The 15,726-nt window shown below is 55.6% G+C and carries 13 protein-coding genes; 7 read left to right on the top strand and 6 right to left on the bottom strand.

The features are described 5' to 3' along the window. Positions 1 to 15: 15 nt before the first annotated feature. The 5 genes from rimI (at position 16) to BCF53_RS11835 (ending at position 5,606) form a co-directional block, all read left to right on the top strand. The gene (gene rimI, locus BCF53_RS11855; RefSeq protein ID WP_132701950.1) at positions 16 to 1,140 is read left to right on the top strand and encodes a ribosomal protein S18-alanine N-acetyltransferase; all 1,125 of its coding nucleotides are present in this window, start codon (positions 16 to 18) and stop codon (positions 1,138 to 1,140) included. Between the two features lie 325 nt (positions 1,141 to 1,465). Beyond that, entirely contained in the window at positions 1,466 to 2,410 is a 945-nt protein-coding gene (locus BCF53_RS11850; RefSeq protein WP_132701949.1) for a serine hydrolase domain-containing protein, read from the top strand. A 10-nt stretch (positions 2,411 to 2,420) separates the two neighbouring features. Then, positions 2,421 to 2,873 carry an NUDIX hydrolase gene (locus tag BCF53_RS11845; RefSeq protein WP_132701948.1) on the top strand — a complete coding sequence of 151 codons (453 nt, stop codon included), beginning with the start codon at positions 2,421 to 2,423 and terminating at the stop codon, positions 2,871 to 2,873. Between the two features lie 99 nt (positions 2,874 to 2,972). After that, positions 2,973 to 4,892: a putative nucleotidyltransferase substrate binding domain-containing protein gene (locus BCF53_RS11840; RefSeq protein WP_132701947.1), complete on the top strand. Its 1,920-nt coding sequence runs from the start codon at positions 2,973 to 2,975 to the stop codon at positions 4,890 to 4,892. 3 nt (positions 4,893 to 4,895) lie between these two features. After that, positions 4,896 to 5,606, top strand: coding sequence for a 3'-5' exonuclease (locus BCF53_RS11835; RefSeq protein ID WP_132701946.1), 711 nt, complete (start codon positions 4,896 to 4,898; stop codon positions 5,604 to 5,606). Between the two features lie 38 nt (positions 5,607 to 5,644). Here the strand turns inward: BCF53_RS11835 and BCF53_RS11830 are convergent, their stop codons facing one another. From BCF53_RS11830 to gcvH, 3 genes are all read right to left on the bottom strand, one after another. Further along, positions 5,645 to 7,216 carry a BCCT family transporter gene (locus tag BCF53_RS11830; RefSeq protein ID WP_132701945.1) on the bottom strand — a complete coding sequence of 524 codons (1,572 nt, stop codon included), beginning with the start codon at positions 7,214 to 7,216 and terminating at the stop codon, positions 5,645 to 5,647. A 103-nt stretch (positions 7,217 to 7,319) separates the two neighbouring features. Next, positions 7,320 to 10,175, bottom strand: a complete 2,856-nt coding sequence (gcvP, locus tag BCF53_RS11825; protein ID WP_132701944.1) for an aminomethyl-transferring glycine dehydrogenase — start codon at positions 10,173 to 10,175, stop codon at positions 7,320 to 7,322. 4 nt (positions 10,176 to 10,179) lie between these two features. Then, entirely contained in the window at positions 10,180 to 10,566 is a 387-nt protein-coding gene (gcvH, locus tag BCF53_RS11820) for a glycine cleavage system protein GcvH (RefSeq protein WP_132701943.1), read from the bottom strand. Between the two features lie 159 nt (positions 10,567 to 10,725). On the opposite strand from gcvH, the gene BCF53_RS11815 reads away from it, so the two are divergent. Together BCF53_RS11815 and gcvT are read left to right on the top strand one after the other, a co-directional pair. After that, on the top strand, positions 10,726 to 11,361 hold the full coding sequence (locus tag BCF53_RS11815) for a helix-turn-helix domain-containing protein (RefSeq protein ID WP_132701942.1): 636 nt from the start codon (positions 10,726 to 10,728) through the stop codon (positions 11,359 to 11,361). 103 nt (positions 11,362 to 11,464) lie between these two features. Then, complete coding sequence (gene gcvT, locus BCF53_RS11810) at positions 11,465 to 12,583, top strand: glycine cleavage system aminomethyltransferase GcvT (RefSeq protein WP_132701941.1); 1,119 nt, start codon at positions 11,465 to 11,467, stop codon at positions 12,581 to 12,583. Between the two features lie 190 nt (positions 12,584 to 12,773). Here gcvT and BCF53_RS11800 read toward each other — a convergent pair whose 3' ends face one another. The 3 genes from BCF53_RS11800 to BCF53_RS11790 form a co-directional block, all read right to left on the bottom strand. Beyond that, entirely contained in the window at positions 12,774 to 13,571 is a 798-nt protein-coding gene (locus BCF53_RS11800; RefSeq protein ID WP_132701940.1) for an RMD1 family protein, read from the bottom strand. 548 nt (positions 13,572 to 14,119) lie between these two features. Then, the gene (locus BCF53_RS11795; protein ID WP_132701939.1) at positions 14,120 to 14,623 is read right to left on the bottom strand and encodes a hypothetical protein; all 504 of its coding nucleotides are present in this window, start codon (positions 14,621 to 14,623) and stop codon (positions 14,120 to 14,122) included. A gap of 142 nt (positions 14,624 to 14,765) precedes the next feature. Next, complete coding sequence (locus BCF53_RS11790; protein WP_132701938.1) at positions 14,766 to 15,713, bottom strand: CorA family divalent cation transporter; 948 nt, start codon at positions 15,711 to 15,713, stop codon at positions 14,766 to 14,768. Positions 15,714 to 15,726 lie beyond the last annotated feature (13 nt).

The raw sequence follows: 15,726 nt of genomic DNA, 5'->3' as shown, positions 1-15,726 counted from the left end.
GAGCAAACAACGCTTATGAGTAACACAGCAGTAAAAACACAACAGGCCGAGATCCACTTCGCCGCAGCAACCGAAGCCCACCTGGATGCACTGGTTGAGCTGGAGAACGCCCTGTTCACCGTCGACCGCATTCACCGCCGCAGCTTTAAGCGCTGGTTGAAATCGCACGACACCCTCTTTCAGGTGGTGCTCGCCGATGAACAACTGGTCGGCTACGGGCTGGTGCTGTGCAACCGGGGCACCAAGCTGGCACGGCTGTATTCCATTGCCGTTTCACCACAGGTGCAGGGCCGAGGTATTGGCGCGCGCCTGATTGAACATCTGGAACAGCTGGCACTGGACCAGCAGCGGCTGTTTATGCGCCTGGAAGTGGCGCGCTCCAACAGCGCCGCCTACCAGCTGTATTTAAAAATGGGTTACCGGGTTTTTGGTGAGTACCACGACTACTACGAAAACCACGAAGACGCCATTCGTATGCAGAAGACTATTTACACCGCCCCGGCGAACGAAATAGCGCGCGCACTGCCGTGGTATCAACAGACCACCGAATTCACCTGCGGCCCGGCGTCACTGATGATGGCCATGAATGGCTACGAGGGTGCGCCGAAAGCCAGCCAGGAACTGGAGCTGGATATCTGGCGCGAGGCCACCACCATTTTTATGACCTCTGGTCACGGCGGCACCCACCCCTTTGGTCTGGCTATTTCCGCACGACGGCGCGGCTTTAACGTCAACGTGCTGGTGAATACCGAAAAGCCGTTGTTTGTCGATGGCGTGCGCTCGGCGCATAAGAAGGAAATTATCCAATCGGTGCATGAACGCTTTCTGGAAACCGCACAGGCCGAAGGCGTAAACATCCAATACGAAACGCCAACGCTGGCCGGAATTACCGAAGCCATGAACCGCGGTGAAACCGTGCTGGTATTGATCAGCACCTATCGCATGGATAAAAAGAAAACGCCGCACTGGGTAGTGGTGACGCACGTAAACGACCGCTGTATTTTTGTGCACGATCCCGATGTGAGTGATGACTTACTTCCGGTTGATTCCCAGCATGTGCCTATTGCACTGGAAGATTTCGACAAAATGACGGCTTTTGGCAAAGAGAAGCTGCGCACGGCAATTGTTATTGGCAGGTAATCAGCTTAGAGATACGAGTTTAATTGTCGGGCTGAAGCCCGACCTACAGATGAGCCGCTGCTGTAGGTTGGTCTTCAGGCCAACAAAGCGTGGCTCCGTTCATCATTCGGGGTTTGCTTGTCGGACTGAAGCCCGATAAAACTGGCATCTACGGCACTTATTGTGATCTTGCCGGTCAAACCCCACGTACAAACGAACACTGCACGAAAAGGGCTCATACGCTTTGATACAGACATCAATCTTACGTCTCCCCATCACCCAAAGCATCTTCACTCTTTTGACGCTTCTACTAAGCCTGTCAGCCTACGCGTTGGATTTATCGGCCATGGACAAAACCGCCCGCAGTTTTGAAAACATCAAAACCATTCACATCGCCTACAAGGGTGAACAGGTGTGGGCCAAGGCCTACAACAACGCCGATCTGAATGCCGTGGCCAATATTAAATCTGCGTCGAAATCCATAATGTCTGCCGTGGTCGGTATCGCCATTGATAAAGGCATTCTTAGCGGCGTCGATCAGCCCATTGCCGCACTGCTGCAGGATCAACTGCCAGAAAACCCCGACCCGCAACTGAACCAGATTACCATCGGCCACTTGCTCTCCATGCAGGCCGGCTTAGAGCGCACCTCCGGCCGCAACTACGGCCGCTGGGTGACCAGCAGCAACTGGGTAAAAACCGCACTTTCCTGGCCCTTCGTGGAACAGGTGGGTGGCAACATGCAATATTCCACCGGCAGCACGCATCTGCTTTCAGCCATAATCATGCGCGAAACCGGTGAGCACACCTACCGGCTGGCCAACCAATGGCTCGCCGGCAGCGGCGTGCGCATTGAAAGTTGGGAGACCGACCCACAAGGCATCCCCATGGGTGGCAATCAGGTAGGCATGAAGCCTGCCTCGCTGCTCGCCTTTGGTGAGCTTTACCGGCGTGGCGGCGTCAGCGCAGACGGCCAGCGTATTATTCCGCAGCAATGGATCAACGAAAGCTGGCAACCACGCACTCAATCGCGCTTTCATCGTGGCCAGTACGGCTACGGCTGGTTTATTCAAAGCTTTGCCGGGGTGCAAGGCTACTATGGCTGGGGCTACGGCGGGCAGATGATCTATGTATTCCCCGACCAGGAACTCACCATTGCCATTACCTCGCAGGAAACCCTGCCCTCGGGCCGAACCGGCTACCGCGATTTGCTGCTCGAGATGGTCAGCCGCGATATTATTGCACCGCTAACCGCCAATGCCCGGCTCAGCAGCCAGGCCGTATCCAACTAACGAGTCACTCATGCAACAACCTGCTCTGGCCAAAATCCATGCCCTGCCCGATACCAGCCTGACAGATGCCCAGCTCGAATGGGCCATCATTATCGCCCAACATCAGCGTAAGCTGGTATTGGTGAAACACAAACAACGCAACACCTATGAATGCCCGGGCGGCACCCGTGAACCGGGTGAAAGCATAGATCAATGTGCGCACCGCGAGCTGTACGAAGAAACCGGTGCAAGTGAGTATCAACTTACGCCCATCGCCGCTTACAGCATCCGACTGCACGATGGCAGGCTCAGCGGCGGCATGATGTACCGGGCTGAAATCACCGCCTTTGCAGAGCTGCCGGATTTTGAAATGGAGCGCGTTGAGCTGTTCCATGCGCTGCCACCCGCCCTCACCTATCCGGAAATTATTCCCAGCCTGATGCGCTATGTGTTCGGTCGCCCGGTCGCTGCCGGCCGCCGCTGAAAGCCGCGCTGAGCCTGTTCAGCTGTGTTAAATTACCGCCCAGTCCACAACCGATTCCGGCTTACCTTATGAATTGCATGACCACGGCGGGTTATTCACATGGAAAACTCTGAGCTGAATGAAATCAGCAACTTTCTGATTAAACACCCACCCTTTGACGAACTGGAACCTGAACAATTGGCCGGGCTGAGCCAGCAGGTTGAGGTCGCCTATTACCGAGCCGGCGCAGAGATACTGAAGCTTTCAGACCCAATTCAGGATTTATACGTTATCCGCAGCGGCGCCGTGGAAATGTATAAGCGCGATGGCGAGCTGTATAACCGGCTGACGCAGGGCGAAGTGTTCGGTCATTCCGGCCTGTTGATGAACCGGCGCGTTCGCCTGCCCGCCGTTGCGCTGGAAGACACCCTGCTGTACTGCATTCCGGCGCAGCTGTTCCACAAGCTGTTTGACGAAAACGATTACTTCGCCGATTTTTTCGATCTCGATGGCGGTGCACAACTGCGTCAGGCTATTTCCGCCAACACCGACAGCAATGATCTTTCCACCGTCAAGGTTAAAAACCTTCAGCTGCGTGACGTGGTGACCGTATCCAAAAACACCAGCGTGCGCGATGCCGCCGTGGTGATGACCGAGGAAATGATCTCCTCAGTGCTGGTAACCGACCCCGATCTGCCCGTACCGGATGACCCGGAGGACGACGACGGCCAGGTGGTCGGCATCATCACCGATCAGGATTTACGCACCCGCCTGCTGGCCGCCGATCTGCCGGCCACCACAGCGGTAAAAGACGTAATGACCACCGACCTGATCGTGATCGATGAAAATACCTATGTCTTCGAGGTGGTGCTCAAGATGCTGCGGCAGAACGTGCACCACCTGCCCATTGTGCATCGCCGTAAACCGGTCGGCGTGGTTTCGCTTTCCGATATTCTGCTGCACGAATCCCAGAGCAGCATTCTGTTTGTACGCGGCATCTTCAGTCAGCAAAGCGTTGATGAACTGATCACCTACGCCGAACAGCTGCCGGCCGTGTTTTTGCGTCAAGTAAAAGAGGATGCCAACTCCCATATGATCGGCAGTGCCATGTCAGTGATTGGCCGCTGCTTTAAACAGCGCCTGCTGGAGCTGGCCGAGAACGAGCTGGGCCCGCCGCCAGTCAAATACTGCCTGCTGGCGCTGGGTTCTATGGCGCGCAATGAGCAACTGATTATTACCGATCAGGATAACGCGCTGATTCTCGATGAGGCCTACAACCCGGAGCAGCACGAAGACTACTTTATTAAGCTGGCGACGTTTTTAACGGATGGCCTCAACGCCTGCGGCTACAGCTACTGCAGCGGCGACATCATGGCCAGCAACGGGCAGTGGCGCAAAACCCTGAGCGAATGGAAGGCCCTGTTCGACAGCTGGTTTGAACAGCCGTCACCGAAGGCGCTGCTGCACAGCTCCATCTTTTTTGATCTGGATGGTGTTGCCGGCCATACCCGCTGGGCCGATGAGCTGAAGCGCCACATCGCCCGCAAGGCAAAGGATAACCCGCGCTTTCTCGCGGCCATGGCGCGCAATGCCCTGAACCGAACCCCGCCGCTGGCCTTCTTTAAAGGCTTTGTGGTGGAAAAGGATGGTGAGCATAAAAATTCGATCAACCTGAAGCGCCGCGGCACCGCCCCGCTGACCGATGTGATTCGAGTGCATGCACTGGCCATTGGCTCGCGCTCGCTGAATTCCTTTGAGCGCATCGACGACATCATCGCCGCCGATATTCTGCCGCCCGGTAAGGCACGCGATTTGAGCGACGCACTGGAATACATCGCCATGGTGCGCATTATTCATCAGGCGGAGGATATAGAAGCGGGCCGCAAGCCGGATAACAACATTGAGCCGGAAAGCCTCTCCTCGTTCGAAAAGCGCAACCTGAAAGAAGCCTTTCAGGTGCTCAGCAATGCCCAGAACTTTTTAAAATTCCGCTATACCGGTGGTCACCGACCCGGTCAGGCAAACAACCGGCGTCAGTAAACTATGCGTTCGCAACGAAACCAGTCTGTCGACTGGCAACAGCAGTTCCAGATACTTCAGGCTCAGGCAGAAGATGCCCGGCTGCGCAGCTACTACAGCGAAGAGCTGCCCGAGCAGACCACGCCGCTGGCCGATGCACCGCTGGTCGCACTGGATCTGGAAACCACCGGGCTGGATCCGGATCAGAGCGAGATTGTCAGCATTGGCCTGGTGCCCTTTTCCACTCAACGGGTTTATCTTCGGGATTATCGTCACTGGGTGGTAAAGCCACGCAAACCGATGTCGGAAGACTCCATCCTGATTCATGGCATTACCCATTCCGATGTCGAATCGGCACCGAGCTTTGACGCTGTTTTTGAACAGCTGCTGGGCGCGCTGGCCAGCAAAATAGTGGTGGTGCATTGCCGCAGCATCGAGCAGGAATTCCTTAACCGCCGCTGCCTGCAAATAACCGGCGAGACGCTTAAACTGCCCATCATCGATACCATGGAGATAGAACGACGGGCCCTGGAAGGCCGCCGTGGCGCGTTGGATAAGCTACTGCGCCGCCCGCTGGGCTCACTCCGGCTGGCCGATGCGCGCAAGCGCTATTCGCTGCCGGCTTACCAGGCGCACCACGCCCTGACCGATGCCATCGCCACGGCCGAACTGTTGCAGGCTCAGCTGGCGTACCATTATCGGCCGGATACACCGGTCAGGGATTTGTGGGTTTAACAGGCCAGCGAGCGCTGGCCTGAAAAGACAAACGCGGTTTAGCGCTTCTCGGTGGAAAGCCCCAGAACAAGGCTTACGCACATCAGCAGCAATACAAAGGTGAACGGCAGCCCGGTAGAAATAGCACCGGCCTGCAGCGCCTGAATGGCCTCGGTTCCGCCAATCCACAGCAACGCTGCGGCAATCGCACCCTCGACAGATGCCCAGAAGATGCGCTGCGGAACCGGCGCATCAATCTTGCCACCGGCCGTAATGCTGTCGATCACCAGCGAACCGGAGTCGGACGAGGTGATAAAGAACACCAGCACCAGTACCACGGCAATAATAGAAAGCACATTGCCCAGCGGCATGGCATCGAACATCTGGAACATTGCCAGTGGCACATCGGTTAAACCGTTAGCGCCCAACTCCCCAATGCCATCCATCACCTGTTCAATGGCAATGCCACCGTAGATGGACATCCAGATAACGGTCACCAGCGTTGGGATCACCAGAACGGCGAGAATAAACTCACGAATGCTGCGGCCTTCCGAGATGCGCGCGATAAACATACCGACAAATGGTGACCAGGAAATCCACCAGGCCCAGTAGAAGACTGTCCAGCCCTGGAGCCAGGCTTCGTCTTCACGGCCGTGCGGGTTACTCAAGGGAATGATGTTCTCAACATAGGCACCCAGTGTTTCCGGAATGGTCCCCATTACCAGAGCAAGGCTGGTTAAAGCAACGAACAGGATGAGCACCAGCGCCACCACCATATTGATATTACTGAGCACCTTCACGCCGCCATCCAAGCCGCGTACCACCGAAACAATCGCCAGCGCGGTAACGCCAAGGATGATCAGCAACTGCAGGCCAATGCCACCGCTGGTGCCGAACACATGGTTAATACCACTGGCCGCCTGTTGTGCGCCCAGGCCCAACGATGTGGCCAGACCAAACAGCGTTGCCAGAACCGCGATCACATCAACAACATGACCGGCCCAGCCCCAGGCGCGATCCCCCAGCAGCGGGTAAAAGATAGAGCGGATTGAAAGCGGCAGGCCCTTGTTGTAGGTGAAGAACGCCAGCGAAAGCGCAACCACGCAGTAGATGGCCCACGGGTGTAAACCCCAGTGATACATGGTGGCACCCAGCGCCATACGGGCAGCTTCATCGGTGTAAGGCTCGACACCCAGCGGTGTTTCATACCAGCCCGTTAAATAGGCGACCGGCTCGGCCACACCCCAGAACATCAGGCCAATGCCCATACCGGCAGCAAACAGCATGGCAAACCAGGAAAGACGCGAATGCGCCGGTTTGGCGTTAACACCGCCCAGGCGGATCTTTCCGAACGGCGAGAATGCGATAACGATACAGAACACGACAAAAATATTGCCGGCCCACATAAAGAGGGCGTCAAAGTTGCCAATGATCTTCCACTTCAGGCCATCGAGGGTCGCCTTGGCAACCGCCGGGTCACTGATCAGTGTAGCGATCAAAAACACCAACACCAGCGCCGCACAGCTGCCAAAAACGGGGTTGTGAATATCAAAACCCCACTTCTGGATGTTGTCCTGACCAACGGTGTAGTCGGTGTTTTCGATACTGTATTTATCGGTATCTGTACTCATTAATTGTCCATCTGGTAAAAAATTCGCGCACAGCCTAACGGAATTGGCGCGGATTTTCATTTCAGGTGGTGCAATCGCTGAGTTTCTAACTCCGTTTAAATGTTTAGTCGCTCAGGTACTCACTGAGCGGCACGCACGAACAGATCAGATTGCGGTCGCCATAGACGTTATCGATGCGGTTCATCGCCGGCCAGAACTTATTGGCCACCAGCGACGGCAGCGGGAAGACACCCTGCTCGCGGCTGTAGGCCCGGTTCCATGCTCCGGTCAGATCCAGCGTGGTATGGGGTGCATGGCGCAACGGGCTGGCTTCCGCACTGAGCAGACCACTTTCGACATCGGCAATTTCTTTGCGAATCGATTTCATCGCGGCCACAAAGCGGTTCAGCTCGGCTAAATCTTCCGATTCCGTCGGCTCGATCATCAGCGTGCCCGGTACCGGGAAGCTCATGGTCGGCGCATGGAAGCCGTAATCCATCAGGCGTTTGGCCACGTCTTCTTCACTGATGCCACAGCTGGCTTTGAACGGCCGCAGATCAATGATGCATTCGTGCGCCACACGGCCATGTTCGCCGCGGTAGAGCACTTCAAAATCGTCTGCCAGGGCATCGGCCAGATAGTTGGCGCTGAGAATCGCCGCCGCGGTGGACTGGCGAATGCCCTCGCTGCCGAGCATGCGCAGATACATCCACGAGATCGGCAGAATGCTGGCACTGCCGAAGCTGGCTGCCGAAACCGGCGCGCCCTCGCTGCTTTGGCTGTCGCCCGGTAAAAACTCGGCCAAATGCGCCTTCACGCCGATCGGGCCCATACCCGGGCCACCGCCGCCATGCGGAATGGCAAAGGTTTTGTGCAGGTTCAGGTGCGAAACATCGGCCCCGATAAAGCCGGGGCTGGTGAAGCCCACCTGCGCGTTCATGTTGGCGCCATCCAGATACACCTGGCCGCCAAACTCATGCACGATGTTACACAGCTCACGCACCTGCGTTTCAAACACGCCATGCGTTGACGGGTAGGTAATCATGCAGGCCGCCAGTTGCGCACCGGCTTTTTCGGCCTTGGCGCGGAAATCGGTCATATCGACATTGCCGCTGTCGTCGCACTTCACCACCACAATCTTCATGTTCAGCAACGCCGCCGAGGCCGGGTTGGTGCCATGTGCAGAAGCCGGGATCAAACAGATGTTGCGATCGCCCTCGCCACGCGCTTCATGGTAGCGGGCAATGGCCAGCAGGCCGGCGTACTCCCCCTGCGCACCGGAGTTCGGTTGCAGAGAAACCGCATCGTAGCCGGTTACCCCGGCCAGCTGCGCGGTTAAATCGCGGAAGATCTGCTGATAACCCAGCGTCTGATCCTGCGGCGCAAACGGGTGCATATTGGCAAATTCCGGCCAGGAAACCGGAATCATCTCTGCCGTGGCGTTCAGCTTCATGGTGCAGGAGCCGAGTGGAATCATGCCGTGCGTCAACGAGTAATCTTTGTTTTCCAGCTGCTTCAGGTAGCGCAGCATTTGCGTTTCGCTGCGGTAGTTGTGGAAAACCTCATTTTGCAGGAAGGGGGTTTGGCGCTGATACGGCTGCGGAATAGCGGAAACCGGTTGTGCCGCCAGTGCGGCTTCGACCGCCTGCTCGCTGCAGCCAAGGGCAAACAGCAGCGTGGCGACATCCTGCTCGGTGGTGGTTTCATCGAAGCTGACGCCAACATCGCCGTTATCGTAGCGGCGCACGTTGTAACCGGCGGCCAGCAGCGCCTCAGCAAAGCCCTGGGCGTTGGCAAAGCGCAGCGTATCAAAGTAGCTGCTGTTGCAGGCGATGCCCTGTTCGGCCAGCGCGCCGGCGAAGATGCCGGTGAAGCGATGCACGCGGCGGGCGATTTCCTGCAGGCCATCGGGGCCGTGATACACCGCATAAAAGCCGGCCATGTTGGCCAGCAGTGCCTGCGCGGTACAGATGTTCGAGGTCGCCTTCTCGCGGCGGATGTGCTGTTCACGCGTTTGCATGGCCATGCGCAGCGCCGGGCGGTTGTTGGTATCTTTGGAAACCCCGATCACCCGGCCGGGCATCTGCCGTTTTAAATCATCACGGCAGGCAAAGAAGGCCGCGTGCGGGCCACCAAAGCCCATCGGCACACCAAAGCGTTGTGCGCTGCCGAAGACGATGTCGGCACCGAACTCACCGGGCGCTTCCAGCAGCGTTAATGCCAGCAGATCGGCACCGACCGCCACCAGGCAATCTTTTTCGTGCGCGCGGCTGATCAGGCTGGCGATATCCACAACTTCGCCCTGAGTATTGGGGTATTGCAGCAATGCACCGAAGTATGGGTGCTGGTCAAACGCCTGCAGCGGCTGCACCGCCAGAGTGATGCCCAGCGTTTTGGCGCGCGTGGTTAACACCGCCAGTGTTTGCGGGTGCACATCGTCGGCAACAAAAAATACCGACGATTTATTCTTACGATTGCCGCGCTTGCAGAGCATCATGGCTTCGGCAGCGGCGGTGGCTTCATCGAGCAGCGAGGCGTTGGCAATGCTCATGCCGGTTAAATCCATCACCATCTGCTGATAGTTCAGCAACGCCTCCAGCCGACCCTGCGAGATTTCAGGCTGATAAGGCGTGTAGGCGGTGTACCAGCCGGGGTTTTCCAGCACATTGCGGGCAATCACATTAGGCACATGGGTATTGTAATAGCCCTGGCCGATCAGTGATGTCAGCACCTTATTGTGGCTGGCAAGCGTGCGCAGCTGATCCAGCGCATCGACCTCGGAAAGCCCAACGCCAATATCGGGCGCTTCGGCAAGTCGAATAGACTCGGGAATGGTCTGTTCAATCAACGCATCCACGCTGGCGCAACCAATGGTTTGCAGCATGGACTGTACATCCGCATCGGCCAAACCGATGTGACGTTGACTGAATTGCGAGTTGTGTTTGCGCACTGCGCTTAACAGATCAGCCTTGGCATTCATGGGTTTATTCCTCTGTTTGCTCAGCGTAGGCGGCCGCGCTCAGCAGTGAATCCAGCTCGGCTTCATCGGCCGGCTTCAGCTTGAACAGCCAGCCATTGTCGTAGCAGCTTTCGTTGATAATTTGTGGCTCGTCTGCCAGTACATCATTAATGGCCAGTACTTCACCGCTGATGGGCGTGTACACATCGGAAGCCGCCTTAACGGATTCCACCAGGGCGACTTCATCCTGCATATTCACTTCGCTGCCAACTTCCGGCAGCTCTACATAAACAACATCACCCAGCGCCTTTTGCGCGTGATCGGAAAGGCCCACGGTAACGGTGCCATCGGCTTCGCGGCGAACCCATTCGTGGCTTTCGGAATACAGCAATTTTTCGATTACTTCAGACATAACTCACCCTCATTCGAAATTGGTCGAGAAATTAGCAACCAAAAGTTGCCTATGCAAGCAAAAGTTTCCTATAGGAAACATATATTCATAAGCGATCTTTTATGACTTAAAAGAACTGTGCAATACTCCGGCGTCTAATAATCAGAACTGACGAGCTCTATGGCAGATTCACCGAGTTTTTTAAACGACCAGAAACAAACGCTGCAAATCAATAAAAAGGCCGGCAGCGAAGCCCTAGTTGAACCATTGAAGCTGGGTGAGCGGGTGAAGGCATTGCGCCTTAGCCAGAACCTGACGCTGGAAGAAGCCGCCCAACGCGCAGGGCTGGCACGCTCTACCCTTTCCAAGATAGAAAACGAACAGGTTTCACCGACCTTTGCCGTGGTTTCGAAACTGGTGGCCGGGCTGGGCATTAATATTCCCCAACTGTTCACCCAACCAGAGCCGGAGCAGACCGGTGGCGGCCGCCGCGACATTACCCGGGCCGGCCAGGCCGAGCCGCACCCCACCAAAACCTACGACCACGAGCTGCATGCCACGCAGCTTTCGCAGAAGAAGATGATCCCCTTTAAAACCCGCGTTCATGCCCGCTCGATTGATGAGTTTGGCCAGTGGGTGCGGCATGGCGGTGAGGAATTTCTGTACGTGCTCAGCGGCGAGGTGATGCTGTATACCGAGTTTTACGAACCGGTGGCGCTGAGCACCGGCGACTCGGCGTATTACGACTGCACCATGGGCCACGCGCTGGTGAGCCTGAGCGAGCAGGATGCCGAAGTACTGTGGGTAACGGCCTAACAAGCGGCAATTTAGCCATTACCCAAGTTTCCTATTGGAAACTTCCGTCACCTTATGCAATATTGTCGCAACTTTTTCGCCCATGCTTACAGGATTGCTCAACATGACCGATACCCATCTGCTGAAAACCCCGCTGCACAGCTTCCACATTGAAAACGGCGCGCGCATGGTACCGTTCGCCGGTTACGACATGCCGGTGCAATACCCGCTGGGCGTTAAACAGGAACACCTGCACACCCGCGCCAAGGCTGGGTTGTTTGATGTCAGCCACATGGGCCAGTTTAAGCTGGTCGGCAGCAACGGTGCGCAGGCACTGGAACAGTTACTGCCGATCGACGTTATCGACCTGCCCGAAGGCAAGCAACGCTATGCACTGCTGCTGAACGAACAGGGCGGCATTCTCGACGACCTAATGGTCACCAACGCCGGCAGCTACCACTACCTGGTGGTGAACGCAGCCTGCAAGGTTGAAGATGCCGCACACATTCGCGCGCACCTGCCGGAAGGCCTGGAACTGCAGGAAATGGCCGACCATGCCCTGTTGGCCTTACAGGGCCCGGCCGCTGTTGATGTACTGGCAACGCTGAACCCTGCCGTGGCCGAACTGAAGTTTATGGATAACGTCGAGCTGACGTTGCTGGGCGAAACCTGCCGTGTTTCCCGCTCCGGCTATACCGGTGAAGATGGTTACGAAATTTCCGTACCCGCTGCCAAGGCCGTAGCACTGGCAAGTGAACTGCTCAGCCATGAACAGTGCGAATTGATTGGCCTGGGTGCGCGCGATTCACTGCGCCTGGAAAGCGGCCTGTGCCTGTATGGTCACGATATGAATGCCGAAACCGACCCGGTGAGTGCCAGCCTGATTTGGGCGATATCCAAAGCGCGCCGTGCCGACGGTGAGCGTGCCGGCGGCTTCATGGGTGCAGAGCCGGTGCTGAAGGCGCTGGCCGAAAAGCGCCCGGCGAAAAAACGCGTTGGCCTGATTGGCAGCACGCGCGCGCCGGTGCGTGAAGGCACTCAGCTGTTCGATGCCAGCGATAAGCCCATTGGTGTAGTGACCAGTGGTACCTTTGGCCCCAGCTGTGAAAAGAGCATCTCAATGGCTTATGTGAATTTTGGCGAGCACGAAGTTGGCACTGAGGTGTTTGCTGAAGTGCGTGGTAAAAAGATTGCGATGACCGTCAGCAAGATGCCGTTTGTTGAGCAGCGCTACGTGCGCTGATTGACTGAGTAAACTCAGAGAAGATGAAAAGGTAGCTCCTAAATAGACCGCTGCAAGTATCGTCCTGATACGCTCGACGAAAACATCCATGTTTTCGACGTCTATTTAGGAGCTACCTTTTCATCGTCTTGAGGACTGTGGTGACTTTGTCAGCAGTCTAAGCCCGGCGTAAAAACCGGACCTTTTTGCGTTATTTAGGGATGAAATAGATCAGGATATCGACCGCAATCAGCCAGATAATAATCCATTCCAGAAACGCCGAGTGCTTGTGATAACCCTCGGCCACCAGCATTTCCAGCAGCTCGTGAATGGTGCTGATCTTGCGGTTCAGAATTTCAATTCTGGGGTGTAAATCCAGATAACGGGCCAGCTTCAAATAGTCTTCTTCCAGCTCTGGGTAATCCCAGAAGAACTCCGGCGTATCCAGCAGGTTGAAGTTCAGAGAAATATCACTGCTGGTATCAAACAGTACACCGCGCAACTTGGAAAGCTGACGACGCTTCAGCACCACCTTGCCGGTTCGCGCCAGCTCTTTAGAGATGTAGGCGTTGCTTTCAATAACCGACAGTGCCTTTTCTTCAAAGAAGATCAGCTTGGCCGATTGCGCAAAGGCATGGCTTAAGCCCAACAGCCGCAGCGGCTGCTCATCGGGCACCATCAGCATATCGTGGTGAACACGTACCGGCTGAGCGATATCCACGCTGTAGGAATACTGCTCCATCAGCGGGCGGTTGACCGGGTCTTTCACCCACGGCTCCAGCTTGGCACAAAGCGCCTGACGATCGGCTTCGCTAACGCCCCACCCCACCAGCACGCCGTAATCAAACAGCCATACCAGGCCGCTTTCCAGGGTAATTAAAAAGGCATCCCGGTTGCGGGTTGCCTGCAATTGCGGCACTAAAAACTCGGCGCCGCATTCAGGGTTTAAACGGGCACCCAGCAAAGCGATGGTGATCGGTTTCGTCGCCGCCGAAGATTGAACTGACATAAATAAGGCTCCTGGGCACATCTGCATAATGCCCTTGCAAAATATTGTTACAAACATTTAAGGGCACCTCTAATAACTCTGATATATCTCTGGCCTTCAGGAAAAACAGCTGACTAGGCGCGGTTCGCAGCGAATGTCGAGACCTTCGCAAGAATCGCAACAACGACAGATGTTTTTCCTGAAGGCCCCAAAGGGCGGGCCTAAAAAGCCCACCGACTGCGTTGACGATTTCAAAAGATAGAATAACTATGATTTTTCATCGTCGCCTTGCCGCTGAGCTTTTTAGACTCCGCAGAGACATATCAGAGTTATTAGAGGTGCCCTTAAGCCAGACGTCGCAAAACTGCTGAACGCAGCCGGCTGCTTTTTTAACCGCGCAGCATGAAAACCCGGAACCAAAAATGGCGACGGGTTATTCAAAAAATACCGTTAAAACATCAGTTAGGCAGGAATGCCTAAGCAGAAGGAAAGCCCCAGCATTATGGGGCTTGGCGCGCTATTTAAAATAGGCTTTTGAAATTTATTTTCAGAAATTTTCAGGCCGGGTGTTACGCAGAGTGGACAGCGGTTTTCGGGCTTTGCGCAAAGCGGATAAACAGGCCCAGCGCCACCAGCAAACAGGCCGCGCTGATAATAATGGCCACCGGATAATAGAGGTTGCCGGCCAGATCCAACTGGCTGTATTTAATGACCATCATCAGGCCTTCCAGCGATAACGCAATAACCACCGTACCAATAAAACGCGGCATGGTGCGCTTCATCATGGTGATAACATCGTGGCTGCGTTCGCGGCCATACTCCGCCGCAATAACCGTGGCCAGTTCAAACAGCGCCATGCCAATAATGCCGCCGTTCACCACCTGAATGGTGAGCTGGGTGAAATCCTGCGTGCTAATAAAACTGATCAAGGCAGTGATAATGGACGAGCACATCACAATGGCCGACATGGCAAAAAAGATCAGCGTAAAGGCATTGGCAAAGAGACTGGAAATACTGAATGGCTGCTCGGCTTCGTTGGGTTGCGACAGCGGTAACGGAGTCGATTGAGTCATGGGTGTGTCCTTTTGGCGTTAGGTTGCAGGCATCCTAACCGGCTGCACAGTAATGCCCGTGAAGCCGTTCACACCTTACCGGATGCTGAGCCGCTCTTTTACCGCATTTGACAGTGTCAGCCCGCTTATACGGACTCTTATTTTACTCCTTATCGAACATGCGCAGCTTACGCAAAAACCAGATTTCGAAACCAAAAATGAACACCAGCCCCAGGCAAAACAGGCCAAATGCAATGGGCGAATCGGCGCCCGGAATACCGCCCACATTCACCCCCAGCAAGCCGGTTAAAAAACTGGTCGGCAAAAAGATGGCCGCGATCACCGAAAACAGGTAGGTGTTCTGGTTCATCTTTTCAGCATGAAACTGGCGTAACTCGCCCTTGATGATATCCAGATGCGTTAGGTAGAAATCGAGCGTTTCGTTGATGCGGGTAATGGTATTCAGCGACTGCCGAAGGTGAATACTGGCTTGCGCCAGCGAAGGCACCTCGGCCTCGTACAGATCTGACAGCGCATACTGCTGCGGCTTAATAAAACGCTTAATCTTCAGCAGCGCCTTATGGGTTTGCATCATCTCCTGCGTCAGCTCGCTTTCATCGTCAAAGGTTTCAATCAGCTCTTCCTGACTTTGCAGGAAGTTATCGATGTTGCGGTTCAGGCCATTCACCATCGCCAGCAGCAACGACTTGATATCCGCCGGCCCGGTTTTATCCTGTAGCGAGCGCTGCAGCGCCTCGATGGTACTGGACGGCGTTTTGCGCACCGAAATCAGCGCCCCGTTGAGATACAAAATACGCAAGCTGAGCATATCTTCCGGGTTGGCATTTTCGTTCAGGTTCAGGCCGCGCAGAATCAACACCCACTGATCATCGTTGATCAACTCAAAGTTAGGGCGGGTATCTTTATCCAGCAAACTGTTGATCGCCGCATGCGAAACACGGTTGGCCAGCAGCCACTCGTACAGGCCCTCGGCTTCGCGGTGGCAGTGGTACCAGTGGCCGGCGGTGACAGATGGCGGCACGCTCTGCACAGCGCACGGCTGCGGTGCTGTCGCAGAAAAATCCCATTGGTAAACCAGAAAATCAGACATGCTGTGATCCAAA

This window comes from Reinekea marinisedimentorum, from assembly GCF_004341165.1.
GTDB classification, from domain to species: Bacteria; Pseudomonadota; Gammaproteobacteria; order Pseudomonadales; family Natronospirillaceae; genus Reinekea; species Reinekea marinisedimentorum.
The sequence above is the reverse complement of the archived record's forward strand: the minus strand, read 5'-3'. Positions and strand labels throughout refer to the sequence as shown.